Source organism: Rhodopirellula bahusiensis (assembly GCF_002727185.1).
Lineage (GTDB): Bacteria > Planctomycetota > Planctomycetia > Pirellulales > Pirellulaceae > Rhodopirellula > Rhodopirellula bahusiensis.
Map to the genome: position 1 here is coordinate 35,357 of NZ_NIZW01000013.1, position 20,180 is coordinate 55,536.

Genomic DNA, 20,180 nt, shown 5'->3' on the forward strand with positions numbered 1-20,180 from the left:
TTCGTGTTCACGGAGGTGCGTGGTTGCCATTGATCTGTTGCCATTGGTGTGCCGTTGGACGCGTGCAATCTCTTGGCTCGATGATGGTTTGGTTCTTTTGGCTTGCATGCGATGAACGTGTTGAAGCGATTGAGGGGAGTCGGATGTTTGCGGCTTGCCAGTTCGGCCACGGATTCACACCGATGTTGCGCGGTGGGCGTCTGATCGTTTACAAGATCTGTGTTCATCCGTGTCTATCTGTGGCTGCAAACTAACTGCGATAGCTCAGGACTGGCGGACGCCTGATTGCCAGGCATGTCGATCTTTGAAAAGCGCGGGCTGCGAGATGGTCTCGTTTCTTCTCGCTCCTCATGCGATGGGGGACTAGATCGGCTCGAGTCCTGCTTTGCCGTCAAATGGGCTTTTGTTGGTTTTTACGGTGCAACCGGGCCTAACGGCCGTCGGCTAATTGGTGAGCACGGAGGTGCGCGGTTTCCAGCCATCCGTTGCCAATGGAGTGCCTTTAGATGCGTGAAATCTTTTGGCTTGACAATGGTTTAGTTCCTTTGGCTTGCACGCGATGAACGTGTTGGAGCGATTGAGGGCAGTCGGATGCTTGTGGCTTGACAGTTCGGCCACGGATTCACACTGATGAACAAGGATGTTGCGCGGTCGTCATCTAATCATTCACGATATCCGTGTTCATCAGTGTCTATCTGTGGCTGCAAACTGCGATCGCCCAGAACTGGCGGACATCTGATTGCAAGTGATATCGATCTCCGGAAAACGCGTCAGTGAGATGGACTCGCGTCCCCGCGGTTAGGGATGAGAGCGGCTCGAGTCCTGCTTTGACGTCAATTGGGCTTTTGTTTGTTTTGACGATGTAACCGGGCCTAACGGCCGTCGGCTAATTGGGGCGGGGTTGCAGATGGGGCGATGGCGGCTGAGTCGTGGCTGGCCATGTGAGTTTGTTTGCTGGGCTTGGATGCCGTGCTATTTCTGTTTGGGGCTTTTCAGCATCAGCTGTTGGTCCTTGATTGGCAAGTCGGATTGTCTGTTGACGGTCGTGTCTGCTGTTCGAGATCGCATGGCGAATCTATTCTCTCCGAGATGAAATCTCCAACGATTCGAACAATGCGATTGGCTGACTGTGCCGCGGTGGTTGAGCTGAATGAAGCCGTGGTGAGTGTGACGAGTTCGATGGACTCGGTTCGCTTTGCCGAGCTCTTCGAACTCAGTGAGATCGAGCTGATTGTGGAGCTGGAAGGAAGCGTCGTTGGTTTTTTGCTGGCGATGGTGGAAGGCTGTGGGTACGACAACGGAAACTACGCATGGTTTGAAGAACGCTTGCGGAATTTTCTGTACATCGATCGAGTGGTGGTTTCGGGCGAATGCCGTGGGTTGGGCGTCGGACGTTCACTCTATTCGCATCTTTTTGAGGAGGCTGATCGGCTCGGCTCGCTGCATGTGTGCGCGGAAATGGATCTCGAACCACCAAACGAAGCCTCACTTCGATTCCACTTGGGCATGGGTTTCGTGCCCATCGGGACACGAGTTTTAGAGAGCGGAAAAACGGTCTCGATGCAGCTTCGTTCAGTTGCCCAATGACGGCCAGAACATCCCACCGCTTAGCGATCAATGAGAGGAAGGGTTCGCTGTTCGGCGGCACTTTGGATGGCGGTCTCGATGATCTGCTGGCCGATTCGTGCGATGGCGGGCGAAAGCGGACCTTCGATTGGGAGTTCTTGGTTCAGCCGCGAAAGCGTGTACTCAATTCCGTTGCTCTCGCCCTCCGGTAGGTCGCTGACCGGGTGGTCGTAACCTTCCGGGCGATCGTCCGTTTGGACTCGAAGTGTTTCCGCGTAGTCGTAGCTGGCGATTGTCCCGCGAGTGCCTCGGACGACGTAGCCACATTTAGGCTGTGGTTGATGAACCCACGGATCGGTGAAGGTTCCCCATCGCGTTTCGAACTTCGACATTCCTTCGGCGTAGCGAGCAATCGTGATGCTGTGCTCGTCAACTTCCAGGCCGTTGGTTCCGGTGGTCACGCAGGTCACATCGATTGGTTTCTTGCCCCCATTGAACCAAGTCCCCATTGTGACGCCGTAGCCGAGGTAATCCCGCAGCGATCCGCCGCCGGAGTCCAGTTTGTACCACCAGCTATTTCGTTTTTCTTCGGCTGTGGGTTCGAATTCGACTTTGCCAGCCCCGTGATAGAGAGGCCCGCGGTTGCCACCGTAGTGATGCACTTCGATGACGTCACCGATCGTCCCTTCGTTGATCAAACACCATGTTGAATAGTGAGCGCGGTCCCAGCGTGCGGGCCAGTTGATGATCAACTGTTTTCCGGTCGGCCGCATGGCCTGGATCATTCGGTCGGCGTCAACCAGAGACGCAGCGAAAGGTTTTTCGACCAGCAGGTGAACACCATGGGGTGCGAGCCGTTCGACCCATTCCGCGTGCTCGCCCGTTGGAGGGCACAGCACCACCAAATCCGGCCGAGAGGTTTGGACGCATTCGACTGAGTCGGTGAAGACATTTTCGGAAGGGATGTTCAACGCTTCGATTGTCGGCTGCATCGACTGGCGATCGGAATCACAAATGCCGACCACTTCCGCGTCGGTGTGTTCCGCGACTTGCCGCAGCAAGTCGCCCATGTGCATGTGAGAGAAATTGATCCCTGCGATTCGCCAAGGTTTCATCATCGTTCGCTGCGTCCACGAGCTCCGGCGACGAACTTTTCCATCGCACTGGGTAAGGGGGTGTCGAAGTTGATGGGTTCGCCAGAAACCGGATGGAAGAACCCGAGGGTACTGGCGTGCAAAGCCATGCGTTTGCGATGCCAGCGTGCGTGCGTGGCTTCTTTGGTTTTGTAGCGTGGGTCACCGAGAACCGGATGTCCGGCGTTGGCGAATTGCACCCGGACCTGGTTGCGTTTGCTGGTTTCCAGTTGGGCTTCGATCAGCGTTGTGTCCTCGCCGTGGCTGGATTCGCGTTCCGCCAATCGGCGGACGACTTTGTAGTGTGTGATGGCTTGATCGGTGTCTTTGCCCGGACGGGTTTCGTAGCGGTCCAGGTTGCTGCCGGTGGCCATGTGCGATTCGAAGGTGCCTTCATCCTCGACAACGTTTCCCGCCACAATCGCATGGAACAAACGTGTCGGACGCCGGTCTTTGAATTGTTCGGTCAGCAGATCCGCGATGGGTTCATGTTTGCCAAACACCAGCAAGCCGGACGTTTCCCGATCGAGCCGATGAACGACAAACGCCTCTTTGTTCGCTTTCGAGTAGCTCAAGTAAATCGAGACTCGATCGACCAAGCTATTGGGTGCACCGCGGTCGGTCGGAACGGTCAAGGTTCCGGCGGATTTATTGACGACGATGATGTGGTCGTCTTCAAACACGATTTCGAACGTGCGGTCATCCCACTGACGCTTTTTTTCACGATAGCGTTGATGTTTGTCGAAACGAATCGCGACCAGGTCACCGGGTTTGACCGTCGTGCCGACGCTTTTGCAAGGCGAACCATTGATCATGACGCAGCCTTGATCAATCATCCCACGAGCTTGGCTGCGGGAGGTTTCGGAGAGTTCTCGGACGATGATGTCCACACGTCCTTCGTTGGTTTCATCAACGGTGGTCGAAACGCTGGTCAGCGGCATGAAAGGATTTCAAAGAAAGGTCGATCGGTGAACGAGCAGGCGGTTCGGTGCGAGTGATTCGCGTCCGCCGCAGTCTGCTCGCCGCACAGTCTATTTCAGATCCGCGAAAAATTGGATGGCCTGATTGGGCAAGATTGCATTGCTTTCAATTTTGATGTCGTTCTCAGTGACCGCGCCAGCGACGTTTTCGATCCGGAATGACCTTGTTTCGCCGGGCAAAAGTCCTCGCAGGGATTGTTGAGACCGGGTGCCTCGGACGGCAAAAAAGGCATCGCGATAGAGGGGGGCGACGCCTTCGTTGGTGACTTCCAGCTCGATCGTCGATCCGAGATCGGTTTTTGCGGTCGTCGCTCGGGTCACTCGGAATCGGTAGCCCATCGCCATTCCGACCTCCCGAATGCGGGGCGTCGGCTGATATTTGGGTTGGTCATTGCCGATCATGAACGAGATGTGAAAGTCACGACTGGATTCTTCGACCGAGACCCCGTTGGGTCCCGACTTCGACAATGCCAGCTTCTGATCGCGGCGGTTGTAGTAACTGAATTCGCCTCCGCCGGCGGTTCGTTGCCAACGGTCATCTCCCATCGCGGCCCAATTTTTCGCGTTCCATTTGGAGTGCGATTTGGAGAGGAAAGAATCGTCGAACAATCCGAAGTCGAGAGCCAGCAGGGAAGCGTCACCGGCGATGGGAGTGAACTCGTCGTCCGCCGCATCGATGCTGATCATCCAAGGCAGTGAATCAAACTGCTGATCGAGGTGTCGAAGGAACCTGGCTTGATACTTCGCCGACGGGAACGTTTTGCCGAGTTCCATCGGGCCGTCGTAGATGTGGTATTCCGACCAGAGTCCAAAACCCGTTTGCAGGAAGGCGATCCGCGGATCGGAATCGTATCGTTTGGCGAATTCGGTGTAAAAGTCCAGCGTGAATTGCTGCAGGTCCGAATTGGACCAATCGCAAAAATGAGTTCGCTTGCCTTCGCTCTTGGCGACCGTTTCGTTGTAGTCCGCTGCATCGCGAATGAAGGCAGGGACGGTGGTGGTTTTACCCGGGTAGACGAACCGGAAACGCAAGATTGCCTGGTGAGAACGTGAGGCGGTTTCGTTGAGGATCTGCTCGACCTTGGAAAAGTCCCATTGCCCGGGACCGACGGCGACTTCGTCGTAACCGCAGTACCGGAACTCCATCGAGATCGCCTCGGTGGCGACGGATTCGTGATCGTGCCAAAGGACGACCCCGGTCATCGGCTGGACATGATCCACTGTGGATTGGATCGTCAAACGAACCTTTGATGTTTGTGCTCGTGCGGATTGGTCAAAGCTGAAGAGGCAATGGATCAGGCAGGTGAAGACAAGGCAGTGGATCAATTGTCGTTGGAGCATTGAGGCCGTTGGGTTGGTGTTCGGAAGCATCTTGGTGGAAGGAGCTGGGGCATTCGTGTTGCGGGTTGTGGGAACCGTGGCTAACGCCAGGCGGCTAATGGGGTGAACCGTGGGTGACGCAGACGCTTGATGAGAGTGGCCGTGGCTGACGCCGGGCGGCTGATGGGTGCTGGGTGCTGGGTGTCTGTAGTTGCTCAGGATCCATGGCAAAATAGAAATCCCTGGCAGCTTAGAAGTCGAGTGGTTCAGCTTTGATCTGGGCGATGATCTCACGTGCTTTGTCGGCGTCACGCTCGAACGTTTTGACTTGCACCCATCCGGGCGCTTCCGCAGCAAAGCCGGCGGTGAATCCACCGACTGCAACGGCTCGGATCCCAGCGTCGGAGAGGATGCTGACCAGAACCGTCGCAGCGGGCTCGGTCGGACGTTCCGCGACCGTGACCAATGTCGCATCGTCGTCAGGGGAAGGCATTGTTCCGCTCGGTTGATCGGGACCTTCCGGAGGGATGGACTGGGTCATGGGCTTGGTTCAAAAGCGAGGATGAGCGGAGAAAGGAACGGCGTGAGCATCGTCAAATGACATCGACAATTGTTGATTGAGGATACTCGATCTGAATTGCCCAGGTTCGCATTGTTGCACGTTGAATCTTGAGCCACTCGATTGGTTCAGCCGATGCCTGTTCGGCCCTGTAGCGTATTGATTACCGGTGCCAATGAACTTCGGCAAATATTCGCAATCACGGCGAACGATTTGCATCTTGACGACTCGATGTCTGGTGGTCGGCGCTGGCATGGGCACGATACAATTCAAGAATGAACAACGAATCGACCATCATTCTGGCTGGTACAGACAACGACATCCCGTCTCCTCCGCCTTTGGGGCTGAAGCGATACACGGGACTTCGTGAAATGGCGCGGGGTGCCACCGCGGTTTTGCAGGCTGGAGTCGATTCGGTGATCGGCCGAACGGTGGCGATCAAAAAGTTGCTGCCAGAGATTCGGACAGACCGTTACGAGCGTCGGCGTTTGCTGCGTGAGGCTCGCGTGACAGCCCAGTTGCAGCACCCCAACACGGTTCCGGTTTACGAGATTGGCGACGATGATTTGGAAGGCGTTTACTTCACGATGAAACGGATCTCGGGAGAGAACCTGTTTGAATCGTTGAAGCGAATCGCCCGCAAGGACGAACACGCGATTGCCGCGTTCCCGTTGCAACGCCGTTTGGAAATCGTCGCGGATTCTTGCCAGGCTCTCGCCTACGCGCACGCTCGCGGGGTGATTCACCGAGACGTCAAACCAGAGAACATTTGGGTGGGGAACTTCGGCGAAGTCATTTTGCTGGATTGGGGCGTCGCGAAAGTTTGGGGGCACGCCGATGATGCCCAGACACTGCATCGCCAGCAGATGCAGCCGGATCACGAGACGAAAACACAGACTCAATTGCAGACGTTAACCGGTGGCGGCCAGCGTCCGGGCACGCCGCTGTACATGTCGCCGGAACAAGTCAACGGGAACCGGGGCATCGACGAGCGAACCGATATCTTCAGTGCTGGCGTGGTGCTTTATGAGTCGCTGGCAATTCGAGAGCCCTTCCGAGGTCGAACGATTGATGAAACGTTTGACAACATCAAGCACGCGGATGTCCCGCCACCGAGCGAGAAGTCACCGCAGTATGAAATTCCAAAGGAAGTCGACGCGGTGGTGATGAAGGCGATCGCGAAACGGCCGGCAGATCGATATCAATCGATGCGTGAGTTGATCGCGGACATCCGAGCATTGACCGTCACGGTGTCGTGAGCGGACGGCATTTTGCCCCCTACGGCAAAGCTCCGGTGCACTACCCGATCGACGATCCCGCGCGGACGGGTGTCGCACCGGATCAAACGGAGTTGATCATTGTCGAAGGCGACAGTGCGGCGAAGTCGGTGAACCAGGTTCGAGACCCGACGCGGCAGTCAGTTCTGGCTTTGCAGGGCAAGCCAATGAACGTTGCCAAGTCCACGACTTCGGTCGCTCTTCGCAACGAGGTTCTGACACGGTTCGCTGCCACATTGTTGGATCGCCGGGTCGCCGCGGGCGAAGACTGGATCGCCGCGTTGCGAACGGCCGAGCAGTGTCGGTACGCGAAATTGGTCGTGCTGATGGATCCCGACGCCGACGGCATTCACTGCGGCGTTTTGGTATTGGGGTTCTTGCTTCGATACGCTCCGAAGCTGTTCGATCAGCATCGAGTGTGCGTGGTTCGGCCGCCGATGTTCCTGTTTAGAATTCGCGGAACGACACCGGATGAATCGGAGGTGCAGGTTCGCACGTTGGTGGCATCCAACCCGGACCATGCTCGACGGATGGAAGCCAAACTGGCTGAAGCGGGCGTGTCCGACTACGAACGATTCCGCCATCGAGGTTTGGGCAGCATTCCGCCTGAGGTTCTGCGGACTTGTTGTGTGCAGCCCGGAACCCGAGCGGCCGATGAGATGAGCCGTAAGGAAGCTTCGGCCGCGGTTCGTCTATTCAGCGGCGGCTGACGACTCGATTGCCGCGACGTCGGTTTGTAGGAACGCCAACGTGCGGAGGGCTTTGAGTTTTCGTCCGGCATCGTTCAGTGTTTTGGTTGGCAAGCGGTCGTTGTGGAACATGCTCGGTTCCTCGATCCATTCCTTGTGTTCCAACGCCAGCGAATCATGCAGGGCGCGTCCGTTCTTTTGAGGCACGATGCGGTCGGGCGTGCCGTGGATTTGGACCAACACGCCACGATAGTTCTCGAGAGCTTGTACGCTGTCGTATTGGTTCTTCATCAGCCAGCGAACCGGCAGGAAGAAGAAGCGATCCGCACCGACACTGGCGGCACTGTCGAAGGTTCGGTCCAGGAGCAATGCCTCGGTTGAGTCGCCTCGTTCGTGCAGTGCGGCGACCAGTCCACAGGCAACTCCGCCGCCCAGAGAACGACCGTAGATCATGATTCGTGAGACCGGCGTTCCAGTGACCTCAGAGAGCGCATCGATGGCGCTGACCGCATCTTCGATCGTGCTGGTTTCGGTAGGTGTGAACCCGTCGCTTTGGAAGCCTCGGTATTCGGCGGTCAGAACGGTCGCGTTCCAGCCGTCGGACAAACGGCGAGTCCATCCGTCCATCTCGTCGGCGTGGATCCCATTGCCGTGCAAGAACAGGATCACATCGTCGGCGCCTTCGCGGATAAGCAGTCGGCTTTCGAGGTCCGATCCATCGACGGCCGGGTAGGTCATTGTCTCCACGACGCCGGGGGTGGGGTGGTCTAGGGAAAACCGATTTGGGTCCATCAGGATGCTGGTGTCAGAGTAGGCGCCAGGGAAAAGCAAACGTGTTTCCATGACGACCATGCCAACGCACATGACAACATAAAGGACGCCCAGCAAGGCCGACGTTCGCAGGACGCGGCGGCGGATTGAGGCCTTGGGCTTTCGGGTTTTGTGACTGCCGGGCGAGTTGGCTTCGTCCGTTTTGGGATCCGCCGGGTTGGCTTGTTCGGGATGTGCGGCTGATTCGTTTGGCATCGTGGGCTCAGCGTCGTGGCAGAGAAGGCATTCAGGCGGTGAGACTCGATCCGCATGCTAGGTTTGGTTGGACCTCCGTCCAACCAAGTGGGATAGGCTTCCAGCCTGTCAATTGCATGAGGCCGATCCAGCGCGACCGACAGGCTGGAAGCCTATCCCACTTTTGGATTGTCGCTTGTTGGACACGCGTGTGTCCAGGACTTCCTTCCGAGACGCTTGTCATCCAGCATCGCTCGCCATGTGGACTCGCCGAACCTTTTCGCAGCTCGACACCAACGAGGATTCGATTGCTCGGATTCGTTGTGGTCGGATTGTGATGCGCGATGGTGAGCTCGAACGGATCGAGCAGCATTGGATGCGAAGCCCGGTCTCAGTGGCTCAGGTTTGGTGGCAAGCCAAGTTCGCGGCACTGCAGGGCGATGTGTGCTGCTTGGATTTCCACGTGCCGCGTGGGATGAATGCGTTCATGACGCTCGACTACGTTCGCAGTGGCGATGCGACTCGGTACGCGACCGCGATCGGAGCATTTCAGATGCTCGACGAAATCGCTCGGCTACGGAAGGCGTACGCCATCGTCGCTCACGTTAGCAATTCCCGGATCACCGATCGTCATCTCAAACGAGCGGGCTGGGAGAGGCATCTGTTGGACTGGCCGGGCCGCCACTTCATCCGGCGAATGCAGCCAAACGTATCTGTTGCGACTTAGGCGACTCATTTGGTCGCCAAGGCCGTGATTGTTCATGAGTGCAATGATTGACGGCGAAACCCAGGTCGGATTCCGCTGCCATTGCTGTCAGAGTGCCCTAGAGCACGCCACCGTGAGTACGGATGGGGGTCATGTGCGAAGGCGAATCGAGGAACCAGAAACGCTCCCATTCGTCGACCAATGAACGCAAGTCTTCCGAGGTGTACAGCAATTGCTGGACGCGGCGTTCAGGGCGGCTGGAGTAGATCGGCACAAAGCAGCCGACGGAGGTGGCCAGGCCAGCCAAAAGGACGCATCCGAGAACCAAACGGCTCATGACGGATCGTTGGCCGAGACGGGCTGCAGAATTCGTTTTCGCGGTCGTTTGCGAGCTTTTCATCGTCAGTTCCTCCGTGAACTTGTCGGTCGTTCTATTGCCAACTGCCCGAAGGGCTGTTGGGGGGGCTGTTTGGCGGACGGTTCGGGTCGTCTGTTTCGCTCGGTCGCTCGGCAGAATCCGGCGGAGGCACGTGATCCAGTGGCATGACCCAAGTGTCAGGCAGGTTGTCGCTGGACAGCTGCCGGACGCGTTGTTCCATCACCTTGCCGGGTTTGAACGTGACGACGTACTTTTCGGGCACGTCGACTTGTTGTCCCGTCTTTGGATTGCGTGCTTTTCGAGCAGCTCGCGGTTTGACTTCAAACACGCCGAAGTTCCTCAGTTCAATGCGGCCTTCCCGCACCAAGGTTTCGACGATCGAGTCAAACGTCCGCTGCACGACCTCTTTGGTTTCCTGCTGAGTCAACCCGAGTTCTTCGGAAATGACGCGCACGATTTCTTTTTTTGTCACCCCGGATGGCTCCGCAAACCATTGTGATTGATGGACTTACAGAGACAGCTTAGGTTTCAAAGCAGGGCCGGTCAAGCCGCCGAAGCGAGCGTAGAACGGTCCATGTAAAACGTATCGACCGTCATAACCGTTACACTTCAATCAAACCGACTTTTCTTTCCGCCGAATCTCGATTTCGTCAAAGCTGTACAGTTTGCCTTTCCCCGCCCCCGGGCAGACTTCGCAGGTTTCCTGCCAATCGGTGGGCCCGGCGAGTGTGCTGTCCCAGAACGGCCACGTTCGGCACTGAATCGGGCGAGCGTTGTAAACCATACAGCGTCGCGTCTTCGGGTCCAGAAAAAAGCAGTCGCCGTCGGGGTATTCCAACAAGCTGAATTGTTTGCCAACCCGGCGCAGAAACTTGTCCTCGAACGCGTCTCGGTCGAGCTTCATCTCCTTGGCCAGATCCGCGATTTCGCTCTCGTCGACGAAGACATAGCCGGGGTCGCCACTGCAGCACTCGCCGCACTGCGTGCATTCAAAACGCAGGCCATCGGAGTACCAGGGTTCGGACTTTTGGGGGGATCGAGGTTGAGTGGGACGTTTGGCCACGGCGATTGAATGCGGGTGAGATGAAAGCGAAGGAAAAAGGAAGCTTACCCGGTGGGAGGCGACTTCGCCAAGTTCGGCGTCCATCGTCCGGTGTTGGCAACTGTTGGACGCGTTAAACTTGGAACGCTCGCGGTTTTGGCGATCGCTCGTTTTTCCATCGCGGGCTGACAAAAGTCCCGGCCGTGACCAGTTCTCACTCGCATCGAAGTCTTCCTCTTGGTGGTTTGTTTTGTCTGACGCTTTGACCCTGGATCATTTGTGTGTGTCGGCGGGCAAGCGAACTTTGCTGCAAGACGCGCATCTGGCGTTTCCGGATGGCAAGATCACCGTGTTGGTCGGTGGCAGTGGCGCTGGCAAAAGCGTGCTGCTGCGAGTTCTGGCGGGCATCCTGCCTCGTCACGGCGATGCGATTCAGTGGAGTGGCGACATTCAGTGGCGGGGCGAGTCGGTGGATTCCGAATCGATGCCGCGAACCGGGATCGTCTTTCAGCAATTCGCGTTGTTCGATGAACTGTCGCCCACCGCTAACGTGCAATTCGCGATCGACCATCGAGTGAACCTTGGCGAGGCTCCTCAGCACAATGCGTCGGACTGGTTGGAGTTTTTGGGCGTTCCCGCTTCGACACCTGTGGCGGCACTCAGCGGTGGTCAGAAACAACGGTTGGCGATCGCTCGAACTTTGGCATCGGCTCCCGAGATCATCCTGTATGACGAACCGACGTCGGGTTTGGACGCTGCCACTGGAAAACGCGTCGCCGGACTGATTCGCGAAACCCAGACTCGGTTTGGTCGTACCAGCATCGTGGTCACGCACGACTATGAAACGCTGCTACCGATCGCCGACGAAGTTTTGCTGTTTGATTCGGCGTCGCAAACGATCCGCCGAATCGATCCATCGAATTGGCCGAACGTGGCCGAGCAGATGGAAGCGGTTGCTCTATCGCCATCGCAACTCAATGATGCGGGTTCGGAACAGAATTCCGGTCCGCTCGCGATTGTGCGGCGAGGTGCGGAGCGGTTTCTTGACTCGACCGGACGAAGCTTGGTCGCCGCAGCGAGTCTGCCCTGGGATGCTCGGCCGGTCGTTCCCAGTTTAAAGTGGGCGGGCCGGTTTCTGGCTCATTACCTGCGTTTGGTCGGAGGGCCTTCGGCTTGGGTGTATCTGATCATTGCCGGTTTGATCGCTGGGTTCACGACAACGTACTTCACGCTGCGTTTTTTGCCGTTTCGTTTGTACACGCAACCGTTGTTGATCGATGAGTTGCTTTCGTCGATCGGTTTTGCTCTCTATCGGATCTTGGTTCCGGTGCTGGCAACCGTCTTGATTGCGGCCCGTTGTGGTGCTGCGGTGGCGGCGGACGTTGGAGTGAAGCAATACGGCGGCCAGGTTGATGCGCTGCGAACGCTCGGAATTCGAGCTCCGGCGTACTTGTTGATTCCAATTTTGGCCGCATTTTTGATTGCCACTCCGATCCTGGAATGGATCGCTTTCACCGCGTCGCACTGGATCAGCCGAGTGACGTTCAACTTCTCTCACCCTGAAATCGGCGTGCATTTCTGGCAACAACACTTCTTTCGAGCCATCACGCCCGATACGACCGGAGGATCCGCGTTCATCTGGTGGAAAGGTTGGGATTGGGTGCTGGCGAAGAACCTACTTTGTGGTTTCGGCACCGCCGCGATTGGTTACCATCAAGGGATTACCCCCAAGCATTCAGCCGGTGATGTCAGTCATTGCATCACCGCGACGGTACTTTGGACGACCTTGTATGTGTTGGTCGTTCACTTCATCGTGGCATTGCTTGAATTTTGAATGCCCCCGCAGGAGACACCATGGACAAGAAGGCGAAGAAGCGTTTGGACGTGATCAACAAGAAGCTGGCAACACTCCGGCCGCGGTTGGCGGGTTCGAAGGAGCAGGCTGATGACTTGGACGAGTTGAAAGAGCTCGAGGACGAAATCAAATCGCTCGAGGAAGAAGCCACCAAGCTGCGAGCTTCTTGAGATCGCGAAGGTAGATCGTGGATCGCACCACGCCACGAATTGTATCGAGAATCAATGATGACCAGCGTGTGGCGGCCCTACTGCCAGATGAAGACGGCTCCTCCGCCGATGAAAGTTGTCGCGACGGAAGGCTGCCACCTGATTGGGTCGGATGGTGAGCGGTGGATCGATGGGATGGCGTCCTGGTGGTCGGCTTGCCACGGTTACAACCATCCGCATGTTCGCCAAATGGTGAACGAGCAGTTGCAGCGGATGCCGCACGTCATGTTCGGCGGAATCACGCATGAACCCGCCGAGCGATTGGCGACTCGATTGGCTGAGTTGGCACCCGGTGATCTGAACCATGTGTTCTTTTCCGACAGCGGGTCCGTCGCGGTGGAAGTCGCGATGAAGATGGCGATTGGTCATTGGCGTCGCCGCAATCGTCCCGGTCGGACTCGGTTTCTTGCGTTCCACAATGCCTATCACGGTGACACCACGGGTGCGATGTCATTGTGCGATCCCAAACGCAGCATGCACGCTCGTTACAGCGATGCGATCACGGAGCAGTTTCATGTTGCTCTGCCGCGAGATGAAAGCACGACATTGGAACTGGACCGCGTGTTGTCTCGGCATTCTGATTCCATCGCGGGGGTTTTCGTCGAACCGCTGGTGCAGGGTGCCGGTGGAATGCGTTTTCATGACGTGGAAACGCTGGTTCGAATTCGCGAGGCTTGCCGGCGTCACAACGTGTTGCTGATCGCCGACGAAATTGCGACGGGATTCCATCGAACCGGCAAGATGTTCGCAGTCGATCACACTTCCGATTTCGAATCGCCGGTTGTGCCGGACATTCTGTGTCTCGGCAAAGCTTTGACGGCGGGGACCATGTCGATGGCGGTGACAATCGCTCGATCGCACGTGTTTGATTCGTTTTACGACGACGATCCGGGAGCCGCATTGATGCACGGGCCAACGTTCATGGCCAACCCTCTAGCGTGCTCCGCCGCGAATGCTTCGTTGGATCTGTTTGAGAGCACGCCCTATAACGTTGCCAACATCGAATCTATCCTTCGCAAGCGGCTATCGGTGCTGACGGACGTCGATTGCGTCGCGGAAGTTCGGTGTTTTGGCGCGGTCGGGGTCGTACAGTTCCGTGATCCGCCCAACATGCAATTGGTGCAAGACGAATTGGTGCGTCGAGGCGTTTGGCTTCGTCCATTCGGCGATTGTTTGTACACAACGCCGCCACTGTGTGTTGATGACGATTCGCTTCACCAAATCTGCGACGCGATGATTGAGGCAACTCACGCGACCGTGCTTCAGTGCACTTAGCTTCAGAGCGTGATCAGTTGCGATAGCGTTCGTGACATTGATTGCACGCTTTCTTCAACCGAGCCATGGATTCGCTAAGTTCTTGGTAGTCTTCGCGTTCGACTTGCGATTCCATCGAGTGCACCAATTCGACGGAATCTTTCATCCAGGGACGCATCTCTTCGTTGCAAACGCGATGGGACTCTCGCAGTGCTTCTTGAAGCAAGCGGACTTCGCCGACTTTCCAGTCATTGGAACGCATCGACTTCAAAAGCACTTCGTAGTGCAAGGAGGTATCCACCATGTGGGACGCCAGTGTGCTGATCTGGGCGACTTCTACCAGTTCAGGGATCTCGACCGAATCAGGCTGAGGACGAAACCCGTCCACGTCTCGCCACAGCCCCGCGTACTGCGATCCTGTGCCTGCATTCTTCAGCAATTCGATGGCTTGTTTGCGATCCAGCCAACCCGCCGTCTGAGCAATGACGGCCGCCATCGCCGGACCACGGTGTTTCCCATGGTGACAGTGCACGTACATGGGTTCTTGAATCTGGTCCGTCAGTGCGACGGCGGCTTTGCACGCTTGCTCGTGAACGCCGTCGTAACCGATCGGAATGTGGATGTATCGCAGGCCGTGCTTGCGAGCCAACTCGATATCAGGACGTTGGCCGTCGACGCTGACGACAACCTTCACACCAAGGCTCGCCAGTTCGGCAAAAGCGGCTTCGCCATGCGGGGCTGCGCCTGACATCAGACTTGGATGAACTTCGATCCGGTTTTCGAGCGCAGATGGGGCATGTGCTGCGGTCTGCTTGTCGGCTTTGCGAGATTCGTCCGCATTCGCGTAACTGAAACAAAGCAGCGAAGCCGAAAGGATGCCAATCGCACCGAGGAGAGATCTGATCAGAGGTTTGGATTGTTTCATGTCACCCAAGATAACGCATTTTGAAGCGCCGGTGACAACGTGGTGGGCAGAACCAAACAACAGGACGTCGAGAGCACTTGGCTCTCAACAGTCCCAGGCTTGAGGCTTTGTTGCGTGTCCGCGAAAGGACGTCGGATCTTACGATTTCATCAGTTCGATCGTGACGCTGTTTTCGCCTTCATTGACAACCGCTTGGACATCGGTGGTCGCTTCATTCCAATACTTTTCTGGCACCGCTTCGTCAATCTTGACGGCTTCCGGTGAACCCTCAGTCATTGGTACTGTTTTCGGCGCGAGGTAAACACTGTAGGTGCCCGTTGGAATCGGATCTTTCAGCGAAAACTCGCCTCCCGCTTGGATGTCCGTTCCTGCGGCCTGGCCCGTCGTTGAATCCAGGAACATCACAGCCGCGTCGTCGTAAGGTTTGCCGTTCAGACTGACGGTTCCCGCGACTGTGCCCACGGAAGGTGATTCGCTGCACCCGAGCGAAAGTGTTGTGAAGAGTGCAATTGCGGAAAGGAGCGAAGCCGATTGAATGGACATTGGTTTTCGTCGTGACATAGGAAGAATTGCTTTGATTGAGAAGAAAGTGGTTTGGTCGCGAAAGTTGCTGGATGAATTTGGTTTGCGGCGATTCGTTTGCTCGCGTGTTGGGTGGGGAAGACAAAACTGATTTCCAGCGCGTAGCCCTCCCCTCGCTTCGCTCGACCCTCCCTGAGGGAGGGTGATATCTTGCGAGTTCCGTCTTGTGTTGGTCAGGTCTTCTGTGACGCAACCAGGACGGAAGCTCGATTCGCTGAATGGGTCGAGCAGATACGCAGGTGTCTTGGGCTATATGAGCCGTATCGCGTTAGCGACGGTTTGCACGCATAACCGTAGCTAACGCCTAAACTGCTCACGGGAATCAAACCCATTCATTCCTGCCCACCTACTTGAAAACTATTGTGGGAACGTGGTGACTTCGCCGTCGTAGCGGCAGCAAAGTTGTTTCAGTAACAAGAAGTCGATGGAATCGGTGATGAACTGAACGCTCGCATCGCCCATGACCACGTTGATCCCACCGGTGTGCATGGAGTTGATTACGGTGTTGTTGCGGTACATGCGGTCGGTGGCACCGGTTTGCACAATCTGTGAGTTGGGTGCGAAGCGAACGCAGGTCGTTCCGGTTTGCCACAAATCCCAACTGCTAGGACCGTCGACGGGACGTGGGTGCCGCGAACCCATCCAACCGCCGTAGTAGTTGGAGGTTCGGTTGACTCCATCGACCCAGCCGGATTGTTCCGCGATCATGATGGCGTTGGTGGTTCCATCGACGACGTCACGCATCTTGATCTTTCCGTTGGCGAACAACATGCCGTTGTTGGAAGACCATCCGTGACCAAGGTCAGCGGTTCCTTTGTTGGGATCGCCGCCGGGTACTGGGCGGGCGGCACCTTGGATACCGACATAGTGGACATTCATGGCTCCTTCGGAGTTGTTCGAAACCGGAGCGTTTTCAAAGAGCTCGATCGCAGAGGATGGGCAAGCGTAAGTTGGCACGGCGAGGAACTTGAGAACTTCATTTCCCAAGAGTGCGTCGGCGCCGGCTGCTCCGCCCGCCATGAAGTGGGACGAATAGCTGAACTCGAGCTGATCGTAGATGTTGCCCTGTTCGATGAATGGCAAAATCAATGCACGCCAGTTCGATCCGCTGGCGGGCCAAGCTTCGCGAAGGTTATAGGAACCCAAGGGAAACGATGACATGGTGTCGTGATAGTTGTGCATCGCAAGACCGAGTTGTTTCATGTTGTTGGAACAACTCATCCGACGGGCAGCTTCCCGTGCTGATTGGACCGCCGGCAACAGCAGACCTACTAAGACGCCGATGATTGCTATGACAACCAAGAGCTCGACCAAAGTGAATCCATATCGCTTCAAGTTCTTCTGATGCATCGACAAATCCTTAGGTGAGAGTTCCGAAAACTTGAGTGGACACAAGCCTTCGAAACTTAAGGTGAAGATGGGAAGAATCCTTCCCAAAAGATCTCATCGTTGCATGAGCTTTAGACCCAGCTGGGCAGCGTCCGTCACCCACACGAAGGAACGCTGAAGGCAAAGGAAATGCCAATGGGTGGGGGGTGAAGTCTATTTGGATGGGATGCGACAGCGCCGGGGACGCCGGGTACTTTGCCGAGGTTTAAAGCGGTTTGGATTCACCTTGGAGAATTGCTGGTGAACCGAGAGGCTGCCTTGAAACGTAGCGGTGTACGCTCGTGCGATGCGCAATTCCGTAGCGTGGGTGTGCGATATATGAGCAACCCCCGGACCGGAAGGATTCATCCGAACAGCGGTCAATTCGCGAATGATTGTGAGTCTGTGTTCGCTAGGCAATCTGGGCGAAGATGATTGCGTCTAAACCTGGCCGGATGAGGCTGACTCAATCGCGTCGAATAGGCCCAGTTGGACGGTCTTTAATTGCAAGCGTTTGCGAAGTCCGACGCTGTCCAGGCTGAGTGGTTCGGGGTGACGGTCGGATGTGATCAAGAACGGTCGTGCCTTTTTGTAGACCACGCCGATTCGAATCAGGTCTTCGTCGCGGATCGCATGATGCCGACGCGTGTTGAGGATTCGCTGGACGCCGCGTTCGCCGATGCCTGGCACGCGAAGCAGCATTTCGCGCGGGGCTCGATTGACGTCAATCGGGAACCGTTCGCGGTTGCGAAGAGCCCAAGCCAATTTTGGATCGATGTCCAAGTCGAGGTTCTTCGATTCAGGAGTGGTCAGTTCGGAAGCGTCGAATCCGTAGAATCGCAGCAACCAATCGGCCTGATACAGCCGATGCTCGCGAACCAGGGGTGGTGACTTCCCTGGCAGTCTCGCGTCCGCATGAGGAATCGGGCTGTAGGCGGAGTAATAGACGCGCCGCAGTCGATGGGTGCCGTAGAGAACCGACGATGTGTCCAAGATGTCTTGGTCGGTCGAGTCCGTCGCGCCGACGATCATTTGAGTGCTTTGCCCGGCCGGCACAAATTGTGGGACGCGTAAGCCTCGTTTTCGATCCGTCGTGATTTCGTCGCGTTTGACTTTGATGCGATCCATCGAGCGTTCGATCGCGGGTCGCTTCTTTTCCGGAGCAAGCGTTTTCAGATCGCCGATGGTTGGCAGTTCGATGTTGATGCTCAGTCGGTCGGCGTATTGCCCCGCTGTTTCGATCAAGTCATCCGCCGCGTTCGGAATCGTTTTCAAGTGAATGTAGCCGCGAAAGTTCTCACGTTCGCGAAGCGTTTTCGCGACCTCGATCATCTGGCCCATCGTGTAGTCGGAATCTTGAATGATGCCGCTGCTGAGGAACAACCCTTCGATGTAGTTGCGACGGTAGAAATCCATCGTCAGCTTGACGACTTGCTCGGGCGTGAAGCGTGCTCTCGGCGTGTCGCTGCTGATCCGGTTCACGCAGTACTGGCAATCGTAAATGCAGAAATTTGTCAGCAAAATTTTGAGCAGCGATACGCAGCGTCCGTCGGGTGTGTAGGAGTGGCAAATTCCCATGCCCTCAGTGCTGCCCAACCCGCCCTTTGACTCGCGTTTCGACCCGCTGCTGGCGCACGAGGCGTCGTACTTCGCCGCGTCTGCGAGGATCGCCAGTTTTCCATTGATGTCCGAAGGTGATGGCATGAAGTCTCGTTCTGCGTGGATGCCGCAAGAAGTTTCCCGCGGATGTTGGCTTTGATTCGTGTGTCATACGCAAAAGATCGCAAACGCTGCGCCCGTCGCTCGAATCACAATTGACGCCATGCCGGAACCGGAAGCCGTCAATTCGTTAGAACCGTCAAAACTGGCCCGAGTTGACAGGCTGGAGCCGTCGAAGTGGTCATTTTTTCGAGAATCCTTTGACGCCGCGAAAAAGATTGGGTTTGCTGATGTCTGGTGGCGAAACAAGCCGCCGCATGTGCTCATCGTCTAGGAAATCATTTTGTCTTTCTACGTCTTTCTGTTGGTTTTGGTGTCGCTTTGCTGCGGTTCGGCACCGGGGTGGTCGGAGCCTTCGTTTCGATCCGTGATCGCCAGCGTCTGTTTGGTTGCCGGATGGACAATTCTGTGTCACACGGCTGCTCGGATGATGGTTTTGCAGGTGAAACGAGGGCACATGCGACTGAGAGATGCGACTCGGATGCTCGAGGTTCAGCTGGACATCTTTCGGTGGCTCGGATTGCCAGTCGTGCTGATTTGTCTCGGTGTGTTTTCGCTGGCAGCTTGGTCTCGCGAACAACCGGTTTTGGAATCCAGCATGATGCTGCAGTCGATCATTTTGCTGCTGCCCGGAATCACGATCTTGCTGGCGACTTGGTCGGCGGAGCATGTCTTTGGAGCCCGCTTGGGGCTGACTGATGCATCGCTTCGGAACTACTTCGTCTCGCTATGGTCCGGGCTGCGAGCCGGTCCGGTTTGGTTGATCATCCCGACGATGATGTTTTTGTTGCTCGGTGATTTGGCGGAATGGAGCCAGCCGATTGCGACGGGCAATGCGATCGCCATCGGAATTGGAGTGGGCATTGCGGTGATCGCGTTTGCGTTGCCGTGGGTGGTTGCTCGAGTGATTCGGCAAGAGCCGATGTGCGAGAACGATCGCGAATCCATCACACTTTGGCTGGATCGAGTTGGGGTGAAAACAGAGGGATGGTCGAAGATGAGGCTTGTGCGTTGGAACACCAACGGCCGCGTCTTCAATGCCTTGGTCGCGGGGCTTTTTCGTCCTGGGCGTATGTTGTTGTTGTCGGATCGAGTTTTGGATGATTTGCCGAAGGGACAATTGTTGATGGTCGTGATGCACGAAGTCGCTCACGTTCGTCGTTGGCACGTTCCGATTCGCATGGCTGCCGTTGCACCGGCTTGGTTTGTTTCGATCTGGGTTGGGTCACTGTTCACAAATGAATCGTGGGGAGCAACCGTTGGCGGATTGACCGGATTGCTGCTGACGGTCGGAACACTTAGTGCGGTTGCGTATCTGACGGAGTGGGACGCGGACGCGGTGGCTTGCAAGTTGGCGGTCAAGGCTGGTGGGCATGCCGAAGGAATGCCAGCCACAGAAGCCGAAGCGGCGGGGATGATGGCCGCGGCACTTGGTCGAGTCACAGCGGGACACCCGGCAGCACGTCGAGCGAGTTGGTTGCATCCAAGCTTGGCTATGCGAGTCAAACGACTCGCGAAACCGCCACGCATGCATTTGATCTAGCTAAGCCGAAGCGTGTTCGAACCAGTTTCGAAAACGCAACCGGGAATCTCGCCTCATCGGCCAATTGGA

20 protein-coding genes are annotated in these 20,180 nt (G+C 56.5%); 8 read left to right on the forward strand and 12 right to left on the reverse strand.

The genetic code is table 11. The features are described from left to right. Positions 1 to 1,113 precede the first annotated feature (1,113 nt). On the forward strand, positions 1,114 to 1,587 hold the full coding sequence (locus CEE69_RS17160; RefSeq protein WP_233215322.1) for a GNAT family N-acetyltransferase: 474 nt from the start codon (positions 1,114 to 1,116) through the stop codon (positions 1,585 to 1,587). Between the two features lie 20 nt (positions 1,588 to 1,607). Here CEE69_RS17160 and CEE69_RS17165 read toward each other — a convergent pair whose 3' ends face one another. From CEE69_RS17165 to CEE69_RS17180, 4 genes are all read right to left on the reverse strand, one after another. After that, on the reverse strand, positions 1,608 to 2,684 hold the full coding sequence (locus CEE69_RS17165; RefSeq protein WP_099261850.1) for a Gfo/Idh/MocA family protein: 1,077 nt from the start codon (positions 2,682 to 2,684) through the stop codon (positions 1,608 to 1,610). Then, the gene (locus CEE69_RS17170) at positions 2,681 to 3,640 is read right to left on the reverse strand and encodes an RluA family pseudouridine synthase (RefSeq protein WP_099261851.1); all 960 of its coding nucleotides are present in this window, start codon (positions 3,638 to 3,640) and stop codon (positions 2,681 to 2,683) included. The genes CEE69_RS17165 and CEE69_RS17170 overlap by 4 nt, the downstream gene beginning before the upstream one ends. A 90-nt stretch (positions 3,641 to 3,730) precedes the next feature. After that, on the reverse strand, positions 3,731 to 5,020 hold the full coding sequence (locus CEE69_RS17175) for a DUF4832 domain-containing protein (protein WP_233215323.1): 1,290 nt from the start codon (positions 5,018 to 5,020) through the stop codon (positions 3,731 to 3,733). A gap of 229 nt (positions 5,021 to 5,249) precedes the next feature. Then, positions 5,250 to 5,540 carry a putative signal transducing protein gene (locus CEE69_RS17180; RefSeq protein WP_099261853.1) on the reverse strand — a complete coding sequence of 97 codons (291 nt, stop codon included), beginning with the start codon at positions 5,538 to 5,540 and terminating at the stop codon, positions 5,250 to 5,252. Between the two features lie 293 nt (positions 5,541 to 5,833). On the opposite strand from CEE69_RS17180, the gene CEE69_RS17190 reads away from it, so the two are divergent. Beyond that, entirely contained in the window at positions 5,834 to 6,817 is a 984-nt protein-coding gene (locus tag CEE69_RS17190; protein ID WP_099261855.1) for a serine/threonine-protein kinase, read from the forward strand. Further along, entirely contained in the window at positions 6,814 to 7,545 is a 732-nt protein-coding gene (locus CEE69_RS17195) for a toprim domain-containing protein (RefSeq protein ID WP_099261856.1), read from the forward strand. Before CEE69_RS17190 ends, CEE69_RS17195 begins: the two co-directional genes overlap by 4 nt. On the opposite strand, the gene CEE69_RS17200 is transcribed toward CEE69_RS17195, so the two are convergent. Further along, a complete protein-coding gene (locus tag CEE69_RS17200; RefSeq protein WP_099261857.1) occupies positions 7,528 to 8,550 on the reverse strand; it encodes an alpha/beta hydrolase in 1,023 nt (340 codons plus the stop codon). The two genes, CEE69_RS17195 and CEE69_RS17200, sit on opposite strands and share 18 nt — an antisense overlap. A gap of 238 nt (positions 8,551 to 8,788) precedes the next feature. On the opposite strand from CEE69_RS17200, the gene CEE69_RS17205 reads away from it, so the two are divergent. After that, positions 8,789 to 9,256 (forward strand): hypothetical protein, encoded by a 468-nt coding sequence (locus tag CEE69_RS17205; protein WP_099261858.1) that lies wholly within the window; start codon positions 8,789 to 8,791, stop codon positions 9,254 to 9,256. A 97-nt stretch (positions 9,257 to 9,353) separates the two neighbouring features. On the opposite strand, the gene CEE69_RS17210 is transcribed toward CEE69_RS17205, so the two are convergent. The 3 genes from CEE69_RS17210 to CEE69_RS17220 all read right to left on the reverse strand — a co-directional run bounded on the left by CEE69_RS17210 (position 9,354) and on the right by CEE69_RS17220 (position 10,677). Then, complete coding sequence (locus CEE69_RS17210; protein WP_233215325.1) at positions 9,354 to 9,572, reverse strand: hypothetical protein; 219 nt, start codon at positions 9,570 to 9,572, stop codon at positions 9,354 to 9,356. Between the two features lie 94 nt (positions 9,573 to 9,666). Then, positions 9,667 to 10,068: an HU family DNA-binding protein gene (locus tag CEE69_RS17215; RefSeq protein ID WP_233215326.1), complete on the reverse strand. Its 402-nt coding sequence runs from the start codon at positions 10,066 to 10,068 to the stop codon at positions 9,667 to 9,669. Between the two features lie 159 nt (positions 10,069 to 10,227). Further along, a complete protein-coding gene (locus CEE69_RS17220; protein WP_099261861.1) occupies positions 10,228 to 10,677 on the reverse strand; it encodes a YkgJ family cysteine cluster protein in 450 nt (149 codons plus the stop codon). 229 nt (positions 10,678 to 10,906) lie between these two features. Between CEE69_RS17220 and CEE69_RS17225 the strand changes: the two genes are divergently transcribed. The 3 genes from CEE69_RS17225 to CEE69_RS17230 are packed head-to-tail and all read left to right on the forward strand — an operon-like array spanning position 10,907 to position 13,995. Next, positions 10,907 to 12,490 carry an ABC transporter permease gene (locus CEE69_RS17225; RefSeq protein WP_099261862.1) on the forward strand — a complete coding sequence of 528 codons (1,584 nt, stop codon included), beginning with the start codon at positions 10,907 to 10,909 and terminating at the stop codon, positions 12,488 to 12,490. Between the two features lie 20 nt (positions 12,491 to 12,510). After that, positions 12,511 to 12,681, forward strand: a complete 171-nt coding sequence (locus CEE69_RS32875) for a hypothetical protein (protein ID WP_199169896.1) — start codon at positions 12,511 to 12,513, stop codon at positions 12,679 to 12,681. Between the two features lie 54 nt (positions 12,682 to 12,735). Continuing rightward, positions 12,736 to 13,995, forward strand: coding sequence for an adenosylmethionine--8-amino-7-oxononanoate transaminase (locus CEE69_RS17230; protein ID WP_099261863.1), 1,260 nt, complete (start codon positions 12,736 to 12,738; stop codon positions 13,993 to 13,995). A 13-nt stretch (positions 13,996 to 14,008) separates the two neighbouring features. Here CEE69_RS17230 and CEE69_RS17235 read toward each other — a convergent pair whose 3' ends face one another. The 4 genes from CEE69_RS17235 to CEE69_RS17250 all read right to left on the reverse strand — a co-directional run bounded on the left by CEE69_RS17235 (position 14,009) and on the right by CEE69_RS17250 (position 18,553). Beyond that, positions 14,009 to 14,899: a phosphatase domain-containing putative toxin gene (locus CEE69_RS17235; protein WP_233215327.1), complete on the reverse strand. Its 891-nt coding sequence runs from the start codon at positions 14,897 to 14,899 to the stop codon at positions 14,009 to 14,011. Between the two features lie 138 nt (positions 14,900 to 15,037). Beyond that, entirely contained in the window at positions 15,038 to 15,442 is a 405-nt protein-coding gene (locus CEE69_RS17240) for a carboxypeptidase regulatory-like domain-containing protein (RefSeq protein ID WP_233215328.1), read from the reverse strand. A gap of 396 nt (positions 15,443 to 15,838) precedes the next feature. Next, complete coding sequence (locus CEE69_RS17245) at positions 15,839 to 16,831, reverse strand: DUF1559 family PulG-like putative transporter (protein WP_099261865.1); 993 nt, start codon at positions 16,829 to 16,831, stop codon at positions 15,839 to 15,841. Positions 16,832 to 17,290: 459 nt separating this feature from the next. Next, the gene (locus tag CEE69_RS17250) at positions 17,291 to 18,553 is read right to left on the reverse strand and encodes a putative DNA modification/repair radical SAM protein (RefSeq protein ID WP_099261866.1); all 1,263 of its coding nucleotides are present in this window, start codon (positions 18,551 to 18,553) and stop codon (positions 17,291 to 17,293) included. A gap of 298 nt (positions 18,554 to 18,851) precedes the next feature. Between CEE69_RS17250 and CEE69_RS17260 the strand changes: the two genes are divergently transcribed. After that, the gene (locus CEE69_RS17260; protein ID WP_199169897.1) at positions 18,852 to 20,111 is read left to right on the forward strand and encodes a M48 family metalloprotease; all 1,260 of its coding nucleotides are present in this window, start codon (positions 18,852 to 18,854) and stop codon (positions 20,109 to 20,111) included. Positions 20,112 to 20,180 lie beyond the last annotated feature (69 nt).

Excerpts from the sequence above, each read along its gene's own strand:
- CEE69_RS17160 (WP_233215322.1), top strand. The coding sequence starts at position 1,114 with ATGCGATTGGCTGACTGTGCCGCGGTGGTTGAGCTGAATGAAGCCGTG.
- CEE69_RS17165 (WP_099261850.1), bottom strand. The coding sequence starts at position 2,684 with ATGATGAAACCTTGGCGAATCGCAGGGATCAATTTCTCTCACATGCAC.
- CEE69_RS17170 (WP_099261851.1), bottom strand. The coding sequence starts at position 3,640 with ATGCCGCTGACCAGCGTTTCGACCACCGTTGATGAAACCAACGAAGGA.
- CEE69_RS17175 (WP_233215323.1), bottom strand. The coding sequence starts at position 5,020 with ATGCTCCAACGACAATTGATCCACTGCCTTGTCTTCACCTGCCTGATC.
- CEE69_RS17180 (WP_099261853.1), bottom strand. The coding sequence starts at position 5,540 with ATGACCCAGTCCATCCCTCCGGAAGGTCCCGATCAACCGAGCGGAACA.
- CEE69_RS17190 (WP_099261855.1), top strand. The coding sequence starts at position 5,834 with ATGAACAACGAATCGACCATCATTCTGGCTGGTACAGACAACGACATC.
- CEE69_RS17200 (WP_099261857.1), bottom strand. The coding sequence starts at position 8,550 with ATGCCAAACGAATCAGCCGCACATCCCGAACAAGCCAACCCGGCGGAT.
- CEE69_RS17205 (WP_099261858.1), top strand. The coding sequence starts at position 8,789 with ATGTGGACTCGCCGAACCTTTTCGCAGCTCGACACCAACGAGGATTCG.
- CEE69_RS17210 (WP_233215325.1), bottom strand. The coding sequence starts at position 9,572 with ATGAGCCGTTTGGTTCTCGGATGCGTCCTTTTGGCTGGCCTGGCCACC.
- CEE69_RS32875 (WP_199169896.1), top strand. The coding sequence starts at position 12,511 with ATGGACAAGAAGGCGAAGAAGCGTTTGGACGTGATCAACAAGAAGCTG.
- CEE69_RS17230 (WP_099261863.1), top strand. The coding sequence starts at position 12,736 with ATGATGACCAGCGTGTGGCGGCCCTACTGCCAGATGAAGACGGCTCCT.
- CEE69_RS17235 (WP_233215327.1), bottom strand. The coding sequence starts at position 14,899 with ATGAAACAATCCAAACCTCTGATCAGATCTCTCCTCGGTGCGATTGGC.
- CEE69_RS17240 (WP_233215328.1), bottom strand. The coding sequence starts at position 15,442 with ATGTCCATTCAATCGGCTTCGCTCCTTTCCGCAATTGCACTCTTCACA.
- CEE69_RS17245 (WP_099261865.1), bottom strand. The coding sequence starts at position 16,831 with ATGCATCAGAAGAACTTGAAGCGATATGGATTCACTTTGGTCGAGCTC.
- CEE69_RS17250 (WP_099261866.1), bottom strand. The coding sequence starts at position 18,553 with ATGCCATCACCTTCGGACATCAATGGAAAACTGGCGATCCTCGCAGAC.